We start from the raw sequence: 1,739 nt of genomic DNA, 5'->3' as shown, positions 1-1,739 counted from the left end.
GGATGATGCGGACGACAGGGGCGGCATTTCAGTGCCGAGTTAGTCGGAATTATCCACAACGGACACCTTGAGCCACACCCCCATCAATAAGTTATGCTACGCTTCTTAATAATGGGTGTCATCCACAAATTCAATGGTAGACACCTTTTGACATTCTGAATATCGATATCCGAAAAATCATCTCGCTGCGAGATGCGAAATTTATATGTGTTATTTAATTCTTCCGCGCAATGTTCAAAAGTACGTCTGAACAATTGCAACTTTTCGCTCTCAGTATCTGATACCAGATGTGGACTATTAAAATAATCATTCCATAATTGACTCAACTGTAAAGTAGTTGATTGTGATGGTAGCTCTGATTGCGAGTTTTTTAGATTACCTAGTTGATTTTCAATTACAGGCAATTGCGGTAATTCACCAATTCGAATGGAATGTTCACGCTGCTGACGTCACCATTTGAGAATTTGCCGAGTGTTCATTCCTGCTAACAAAGCTGGTGTTTCATTTTGGAACGGATAGATAGATTCGTCTGGATTGGCAGCAATCCAATTATGCATAAGCTGCCAAACCGTCTTGTAATCAGGGTTATCATCAAGATGCATAGCGGATTATTAAAGGTGATCAGTCAATATTTTAAATTGACGGCCAATGATCTGCTCACTTGAGAAAACTTACTCTCCAATTTTCTTGTTGTATACAAAATCATATATAAATAAATATGTAAATTATTTGTGAATAAAATGTAAACTTTTTGTAAAGTTTGAGTTCTAATGATTTGAAATACCATCATTAATAAATTACTTTATTGGAGAGTTATAAATGAGAACAAATCAAGCTAGCAATAACACAATAATATCCCTTAGCCTTGTTTTGCTTAGTGTTCTGGCTTCAATTGGTTTGATTTTATTTGGGGATATGTCTACAGGTGCATTATTTCCTGTGGGGTATTTGATAGTTGCTGCAATTAGCAGCACTTTTAAAAACAGAAGATATTCTTCCCCTAGAGTTGTGGCCTAAACTACATTAAACTCTGATAAGACCAATATTAATTTTATAGTATTGGTCTTTTTTATATATAGAATTATGAATTAAGGTTTTTATCTGCTCAAAATTAATTAGAACGAAATTCATTTTCCCAGCGGGTGATTTTTTACTTCTGTAGTTAATTTAAGCGGGCTAGGTTGGAATCAATTCATTGGTCTTAGCGTTCATCAAATGTAGAAGATAATTGGTAATCTTCTGCATAGGTGCTCTAAGCCATTCGACATCGGCAACAATATATCCCGTAACGAAACTCTTTTTGCCAATCGCTTATGGCGCGATGCGCTCTCTCTTTGGAAAACCAGCCGGTTTTTCTGTAGGATTCTTCCTGTGAGCTGTATTTTCTTTCCAACGTAGCGCTTTATCACCCAAAGCTTCACATTCAGGTCTTGCTTTTCTTGCATCTGGAACATCTAGCTTCAGATAAGGGAATGACTCTTTATTACGCAGGATACGTTGATATTGCCAAAGTGAGCTAGCAAGCCTCCAGATACGATTCACTAGCGTTTTCACCATGACATCGTATGTGTTTAATTATCTGTTCGAGAGAAAGAAGGACTTACGATAGCCGAGGTGGCAGCGCGGTTTGATGTGGGTATAGCATGATATGTGTTGTCAAATATGGAGTCCATATGATTAAGCTGCGAGTTGATTTGCATAGTATCGCTGTGTAAATTCTGCTGGCGATAGGTAACCTG

2 protein-coding genes are annotated in these 1,739 nt (G+C 37.6%); one reads left to right on the top strand and one right to left on the bottom strand.

Annotated features, from left to right (window positions below):
* Positions 1-819: 819 nt before the first annotated feature.
* Positions 820-1,017 carry a hypothetical protein gene (locus tag BLV54_RS15885; RefSeq protein ID WP_143032558.1) on the top strand — a complete coding sequence of 66 codons (198 nt, stop codon included), beginning with the start codon at positions 820-822 and terminating at the stop codon, positions 1,015-1,017.
* Between the two features lie 294 nt (positions 1,018-1,311).
* Here BLV54_RS15885 and BLV54_RS15155 read toward each other — a convergent pair whose 3' ends face one another.
* Complete coding sequence (locus BLV54_RS15155; RefSeq protein ID WP_176969812.1) at positions 1,312-1,542, bottom strand: hypothetical protein; 231 nt, start codon at positions 1,540-1,542, stop codon at positions 1,312-1,314.
* Between the last annotated feature and the right edge of the window lie 197 nt (positions 1,543-1,739).

The sequence above is a fragment of the Nitrosomonas sp. Nm33 genome, assembly GCF_900107265.1.
In the GTDB taxonomy this organism is placed as follows: Bacteria; Pseudomonadota; Gammaproteobacteria; order Burkholderiales; family Nitrosomonadaceae; genus Nitrosomonas.
The sequence above is the reverse complement of the archived record's forward strand: the minus strand, read 5'-3'. Positions and strand labels throughout refer to the sequence as shown.

What these genes read in the sequence shown, in the direction of transcription:
- BLV54_RS15885 (WP_143032558.1), top strand. Translation starts at nt 820, where the DNA reads ATGAGAACAAATCAAGCTAGCAATAACACAATAATATCCCTTAGCCTT.